This window comes from Streptomyces sp. NPDC020362 (assembly GCF_040642095.1).
Classification (GTDB): domain Bacteria; phylum Actinomycetota; class Actinomycetes; order Streptomycetales; family Streptomycetaceae; genus Streptomyces.
In genome coordinates this window covers 1-6,442 of the sequence record NZ_JBFAET010000321.1, presented here as the reverse complement: position 1 = coordinate 6,442, position 6,442 = coordinate 1, and the positions used below count along the sequence as shown (strand labels likewise).

General features: G+C 70.0%; 6 protein-coding genes. 4 read left to right on the top strand and 2 right to left on the bottom strand.

All coding sequences use genetic code 11. The features are described 5' to 3' along the window. Window positions 1-234: 234 nt before the first annotated feature. Window positions 235-414 (bottom strand): hypothetical protein, encoded by a 180-nt coding sequence (locus tag AB0H32_RS45795; protein ID WP_361134870.1) that lies wholly within the window; start codon window positions 412-414, stop codon window positions 235-237. A 1,010-nt stretch (window positions 415-1,424) separates the two neighbouring features. Here AB0H32_RS45795 and AB0H32_RS45790 point away from each other — a divergent pair. From AB0H32_RS45790 to AB0H32_RS45780, 3 genes are all read left to right on the top strand, one after another. Next, the gene (locus AB0H32_RS45790) at window positions 1,425-1,919 is read left to right on the top strand and encodes an ATP-binding protein (RefSeq protein WP_361134867.1); all 495 of its coding nucleotides are present in this window, start codon (window positions 1,425-1,427) and stop codon (window positions 1,917-1,919) included. A 346-nt stretch (window positions 1,920-2,265) separates the two neighbouring features. After that, window positions 2,266-2,478: a hypothetical protein gene (locus AB0H32_RS45785; protein ID WP_361134864.1), complete on the top strand. Its 213-nt coding sequence runs from the start codon at window positions 2,266-2,268 to the stop codon at window positions 2,476-2,478. A 146-nt stretch (window positions 2,479-2,624) separates the two neighbouring features. Further along, a complete protein-coding gene (locus AB0H32_RS45780; RefSeq protein WP_361134861.1) occupies window positions 2,625-3,731 on the top strand; it encodes a hypothetical protein in 1,107 nt (368 codons plus the stop codon). 32 nt (window positions 3,732-3,763) lie between these two features. Here the strand turns inward: AB0H32_RS45780 and AB0H32_RS45775 are convergent, their stop codons facing one another. Continuing rightward, window positions 3,764-4,315: a YceI family protein gene (locus AB0H32_RS45775; protein WP_361134858.1), complete on the bottom strand. Its 552-nt coding sequence runs from the start codon at window positions 4,313-4,315 to the stop codon at window positions 3,764-3,766. An 867-nt stretch (window positions 4,316-5,182) separates the two neighbouring features. On the opposite strand from AB0H32_RS45775, the gene AB0H32_RS45770 reads away from it, so the two are divergent. Further along, window positions 5,183-6,229, top strand: a complete 1,047-nt coding sequence (locus tag AB0H32_RS45770; protein ID WP_361134855.1) for a S1 family peptidase — start codon at window positions 5,183-5,185, stop codon at window positions 6,227-6,229. The last annotated feature ends 213 nt before the right edge of the window (window positions 6,230-6,442 follow it).

The window sequence follows — 6,442 nt, the reverse complement described above, 5'->3', positions numbered from 1 at the left end:
CCGCCCCCCGGGCCCCGCCCCCCCGTCCCCCCCCCCCCCCCCCCCGGCGCCCCCCTTTGTAGGGGCGGTTGCCCCATGTCCTGCTGGGGCCCGTCCCACCACCACGTCCGACTGCGGATCACGACCCGTGGTGTACGTCCTGGTGGGATCGAGTCTCAGGAAGCTTCCCCCGATCGCCAGGAACAGGGGTGGCTCTCCGTGCTCCACGGTTGGTGTCTCCCGCAGCGAGCCGCATCAGGAAAGACGGATGACAGCCCGGTCGCCGTCGACGCCGACGACGTCGACCACGAGGTCGTTGATCTGTGACCGGCCAGGGGCGGTCTGGCTGTCGCTGGACTGCTGCGCGCCGTTGCCGGACGACCCCGTGAAGGTCACCGTGTTGTCGGAGACGCTGCCGATCTCGAGCTCGTCCACGCCCGCCGCTCCGTCGAGCTTGATCGTGTCCCCGGCGCTCACCTCGACCTGACAGGCGTTGTGGAGGCAGGCACTGAGGTCCGTGCCGGTTGCTGCCTGTCCGGTTCCGGCCCCGTTCCCGGTCCCGTCCACGACGAGGGCGAGGCGGGAGGCGAGTCAGGCGATGGGGGTGAGTCCGACGGGGAGCCCGAGGGGGAGTCCGAGGGCGAGCCCGTCGCCCCGTGGCTCATCTCGGCCGGGTAACCCACGGGGGCGCCCAGCACCAGCCCGGGGCGCGCCAGCTCCTCGGGGCGGTAGGTCAGCACACCACGCAGTCCCGCCGGAGGATGCTCCAGGATTGTCCGCAGAGCGCGCGCGTCCTGCTCGCCCGCACGGTGCACGTCCTCCGCCACCAGCAGCATCGGCCCTTCCGTGTCGCACGAGGCGGCCAACTCGCTCAGAGAGGAGACGGGGGACCGCGCCGGCCCCGGCCGCACCACGGCGGTCGGCCGGGTGTCCGTGGGACGGCCCGGAGCCCCGTCTTCGCCGCTGCTGAGGCGCCCCCTTGCGGACGGACATGCTCCTGGCGAACAACGGCGCCCGAAGGCCTGAACGTCACCTTCAGGCGAGGTAGCCCGCCGAGTTCCGGAAGTGTGAGAAGCCACCTCACAAAGCGCGTCTTGCCCGTACCGGCCGTTCCGTCGACGAGCACCAGCACCGTCGCATCCGTCGCGGCCGACGCCAGTGGCTCGTGCACCGAAGTTTCCCACTCGCGTTCACGCATAACGGTCCCGTCCCCCTGCGTTCGTGCACATGTGCCAGAACAGTGCCCCGACTCCGTCCGGTTCATATCAGCAGCGCAATGACGCACCGTCCGCGTCTCATCGAACCAGAGGCGGGGTGACATGGTGCGTACTCAGAGTCATTGCGTATCCGTAAGTCGGATGCCCTGCTTGCCGCGGCACTTCGAGGACGGCACGGTCGAAAGCGATGCCTCGCACAGCTCGCCAGCGACCCCAGGAGACAACGGCATGGCCATCACGGACGGCTTTCCCTCCCTCACAGCCGACCGCCGGCGGCCGCACCCGACAGCACCGCCAGGACCGCCAGGACCGCCGCGCTTCCGGGCGCTGTGCGTCACCAGAGCGGTGGCCCCCGCCGTGCCGGTGTTACGTCGCTTCGCGCGCCGCACGGCACAGCGCTGGGCCGTTCCGGAGGATGCGAGCGAGACGCTGGCACTCGTCGTCAGCGAACTGGTGACCAACGCCGTGCTCCACAGCGGCAGTGCGGACGTCACCGGACTCATCGTGTTCGACGGCGACGCCGTGACCGTCGAGGTCACCGACTCCGGCCGGTGGCTGGTGCGCGACGCCAACCGCAGTGTGACGGAGGACGCGGACGCCGAGTTCGGACGCGGACTGGACCTGGTCAGGGCCTGCACCAGCTGGTTCACGGTCCACCCGTCCGACGCGGGAACCACGGTCGTGGCCCGTGTCTGCGTCAGGGAGTCCGGAGCCCGTCAGTGACCAGTGCCCCGGACCCTGCGCCCACCGACGCCGATCTCACCGAACTGTCGAGCACCCCGGCATCCGATGCCGCGGCCGAGGAGCTGCACCGGAGCCCGGACACCAGGAGCTGCGATGCGCGCATGCGTCTCCTGGAGGACAGCAGCCTTGTCCTGCGCGCGTTCCGCTCCCTGCCCGAGCACTGGCAGACCGTCCTGTGGCACACCGAGGCGGAGGGGGACGAGGCCCGGCCGGTCGCTCGCCTGCTCGGCCTGAACGACGGGGGGTGTCTCCAGTGTAGGGACAGCTCTTCCGGTTCGCCCCGTACGAGGACGCCGACACAGGCGCGAAGGACGGCAGCTACGCCGTGCGCGCCGCACTCGGCGACGGCAACACGCCCGAAGGACTGCAACTGAGCCTCCCCACGGCGCAGGGAGCGAAGGACTCCGCCGCGACGTCCGTCCCCGTGGCGCTCACCTACGACTGCTTCTACAGCTCACAGCTCCGCTACTTCGCCGAAGGCGTGACGGACAGCCCGGACCGTCCCCCACTCGCTCCCGTGAACTCGAAGGCTCCGTGATGCAACTGCTCTTAGGCTTTCGACCCCAGCAGCAGCCCCTGTCCGACGCCGGTTTGATACTCGCGATACGCAAAGGAGAGACTGAATCCTTCCGGCAGCTCTGTCGTCGGCACTATGCCGCTGTGCAGGCGTACGCCACCCAGTGCATGGCAGATCCGCTGCACGCGCAGGACGTGACCTCGCATGTCTTTGCCGGCCTGCTGCAACAGATGCTCGCCGGTGAGTCCCACATCGAGCGCCGCCACCCCGGCTGCCTGCGCCCCCACTTGCTGGGGAACGTCCGTACGACCGCCATCGCGAGCTGGCACCGGGAACCCGAAACCCTGGCACCGGACTTCCGGGACTGGATCGCAGCGGGGTCCCGGTGGCCCTGGAGCGATGACGGACAACTGGCTCTCGCGTTCGAGCGTCTCCCGGTGACCACCCAACTCCTTCTGTGGCACTCCCTGGTGGACCGGGACCCGCCTGCCCTCATGGCCCGCATCACGGGGCTGGCCCACCCCGAGGTTCCGACCGCGTGCGACCAGGCCAGAAGCGCGCTGCGGCAGGCCCGTACGGACCTGTATCTGGAGCGACTGGAGCGACTGGAGCGTCGGGACTGCTGGGATGCCGTCAGGCACCTGTCCGTGCGGCCCGAGGCTCCCTTGGACGGGCAGGCCGCCGCCCATCTCCGGGCATGTCCCGCCTGCGTGAGCGTCTACAAGGACGTGACCCGGCTCGACAGCCAGCTCGAAGCACAGCTGCCGGTCCGGTTGCTGGGTTGGTGGACCGGCGAGTACTACCTGCGGGCGAAGGCCGCCATCCCGGTGCCGCTGGGCGAACCACCCTTCATGGCAGGGCTCCTGGACCGGGGGCGGATGCATGTCCCTGCCGAGCCTCCGGACACCCTCAGGGCCGTCGCGGCCGGATTCCCACAGCACCGTCGCGGGGCGAGGTGGACGTCGTTCGTCCAGCGCCGTATTCGCAAGTCTGCCCCCACGGAGGCGCCGCCGGACGGGCCACCGGCCGCGGAGACCAGGAACTCGGGGCGCCACAGCAGGAAGAAGGGTGCGCTCGTGCCGCGCCGCTCCGGAGCCGCCGCCGTGCTCGGGGGTTTCCTGGCCGGCATCGGCGTGGGCATGCTCCTGCTGACCGGATGTGAGGGGAACGACGGTCAGCGGCCGCCTTCGGGGCCTGCGTCCGCGCCGTCCCAGGACCGGGACGGCTCGCCGGCACAGCACGTCTCCGGTGGCGCCGGGGGTCTTCTGCGCTGAGGTGTGTCCCCGCCCGTCCCGCCGCCGTTGTGTCAGCGCTGCTTGAGCGCCTCGATCTCCACCTCCAGCGTGACGGTGTCGCCGATCAGCACACGTCCTCCGGGCAGTGGCACATTGCCCGTCACCCCGAACTGGGAGCGGCTGATCCGGGAGTAGGCCCGGAATCCCGCGCGCGTCCCGCCCGACGCGTCCGTGTCCACGCCGAGCGGGAACAGGTCGAAGCGGACCGTACGCGTCGCACCCCGGATCGTCAGCTGCCCCTCGACGACGTACCGCCCGTCCTTTCTGCTGACTCGGGCCGATGCGAAGGACGACGTCGGGTGGTTGTCGCTGTCGAGGAAGCCGGCGGCACGCACCTGCTCGTCCCGCTCGGCGTTGCGGGTGTCGACCGACGTGGTGTCGACCTCGGCCCGCACGCTGGAGCGTGCGGGTTCGTCCCCCACGGTGATGGTCCCGGAGAACCGTGTGAAGCCACCTCGCACCCGGGCCATGAGATGGCGCACGGTGAAGCTGACCTCGGAGTGGGCAGGGTCGATCTGCCAGACGCCGGTGAGCATGCCGATGTCGACAGGGGTGCCAAACATGGTGATCTCCATCGGTGCGTGGGTCGAGGTGCGGCGGAGCACGTCGCTGTCACGGACCGGGGCGGGCAGCTGCAAGGACCGGGAGCCTTCGACGCAGCCGCGTGGACCGATGCATCAGGGGCGCGATCACTCTGGCCGACGCTGTGCCTGTCGGCAATAAGCACTCCTTGCATCACCTACACGTAAGAAACCGCCGACGCCCGGCCGATCGCGCTCAGGACGGCAGCGAACAGCAGCGCGCACGACAGCGAGCACGGCAGCTGAGCGGCAGAGTGCACGACGGTGAGGGGCAGAGTGCTCCAACCGTCGGCCCCAACAGTTATCTACGTACCCGTGATGTGCCGCCACGGATAGGTAACTCCCACTCCCTGAGCCTAAGTTCATGGCAAAGCCGGACGCGCTGTCGTTTCCGGGGCCGCGCGGCATCCCATGGCACGTGGCCCTGACACCCGGGACGCGGCGCGTGTGTTCGCCGCAGCGTGGGCGGGACACACCCACCCGGTGCGGTCATGGTCATCCCCTGTCCGTCGGTATCGGCGGAGACCCGACCGCACCGGGTGGCCGGCGATCCGTACCGGGGCGGGCATCGCCCTGCATGTGTGTCGTCCGGGTGCGGGCGCGACGTCGGTGGGCCCGGACGGAGTGCAACGCGGTGACGTCACCAAGGACATGAACCATCCTCGTTCGGCGCGTTCTCCGCCCTGCGCCGGACTCACTCTCACCAGAAAGGTCCGAGTCGTGAAAGCCACCCTCTGGCACAGCGCCCGCTACGGGGTCGTCGCCACCGTGTGCATGGTCGCAGCCTGCGCCTTGTCCGCACGTGCCCAAGCCGCACCGCCGCCGCTTCCGGATCCCATGCTTCATGCCATGCAGCGGGACCTCGGCATCAGTGCCGAAGCAGCGCGCATCCGGTTCGCGGACGAGGCGGCCGCGGTCCGCACGGCGAAGACCCTGCGTTCCGCGCTCGGCGGCAGAATCGCCGGCTCGTGGATCGACACCGACGGCCGTCTCGTCGTAGCCGTCACCGACTCCGATGCCGAGAAGCGGGCGCGCCGACTGGGAGCCCGGACCAGGCGGGTGAAGTACGGCGCCGCCGAACTGGCGGATGCCTACCGGACCGTGAGCAGCCGCATGGGCAGCGGCAGGTCCGGGGTGCACAGGTGGGGCGTGGATGTGCAGCGCAACAAGGTCGTCGTCGAGTTGGGCCGGAGCGCCGGCGCACCGTCCCTGAAGGGGCTGCCCACGGGCATCGTGCAGATCAGGCGCACGGACGACGTCCCTCGGCAGCAAGGGGGAGCCATCAAGGGCGGCGAGAGGTGGTCGCCCTCCGGCGAGAGCCCCTGCTCGATCGGTTTCGCGGTGACGGGTCCGTCGGGTGAAAGGGGCTTTCTCACGGCCGGACACTGCACCAACGACATGAACCAATGGGCGTACGGCTGGGACGGCAGCTGGGTCGGAACGTCCAACGAGGGCGGCGGCCGGAGCGTGGACTCCCGCGAAGGCGACTTCGGCCTCGTGACCGTGGAGTCGAGCGCCTGGTCTCTCACCTCCCAAGTCTCTGCCTACCAGTACGGAGTGGCTGCCGTCGCCGGTTCCACCGAGGGGATGGTGGGCCAGACCGTCTGCCGGTCCGGGCAGACAACCGGCTGGCGCTGTGGCACGATCACCGGCGTCGACCAGAGCGTCGACTACGGGAACGTCGTCGTCGATGGCCTGTCCTACACCAATGCCTGTTCCGACGGAGGCGACTCGGGCGGCGCATACGTGACGTGGACGGGCTCGGCATGGAAGGCCGTCGGCCTGCACTCGGGCGGGGGTGCCGTGCACTGTGGCCAGGCCGGCTCCCAGTACACCATGTTCCAGCCGGTGAACGAGGCGCTGAACAAGTGGGGCCTGACCCTGGCGACGGGCTGATCGCCCATCGGGCGCGGGTCGTGAGCCTTGGAGACGGGCTCACGACCCGTCACAGGCCGGCCCACCGGTGCCACCACTTGCCGGTCGCTCGCGCTGCAGACCGTTTTCCGCAGCAGAAGCTCCTAGGGGACGGCCAGTTCGGCCCAGATCGTCTTCCCGGACGAGGTGTACCGCGTGCCCCAGCGCTGGGAGACCTGGGCGACGAGGAACAGG

Bases quoted from the DNA above. Each gene is read 5' to 3' on its own strand.
- AB0H32_RS45790 (WP_361134867.1), top strand. From the start codon at position 1,425: ATGGCCATCACGGACGGCTTTCCCTCCCTCACAGCCGACCGCCGGCGG.
- AB0H32_RS45780 (WP_361134861.1), top strand. From the start codon at position 2,625: ATGGCAGATCCGCTGCACGCGCAGGACGTGACCTCGCATGTCTTTGCC.
- AB0H32_RS45775 (WP_361134858.1), bottom strand. From the start codon at position 4,315: ATGTTTGGCACCCCTGTCGACATCGGCATGCTCACCGGCGTCTGGCAG.
- AB0H32_RS45770 (WP_361134855.1), top strand. From the start codon at position 5,183: ATGCAGCGGGACCTCGGCATCAGTGCCGAAGCAGCGCGCATCCGGTTC.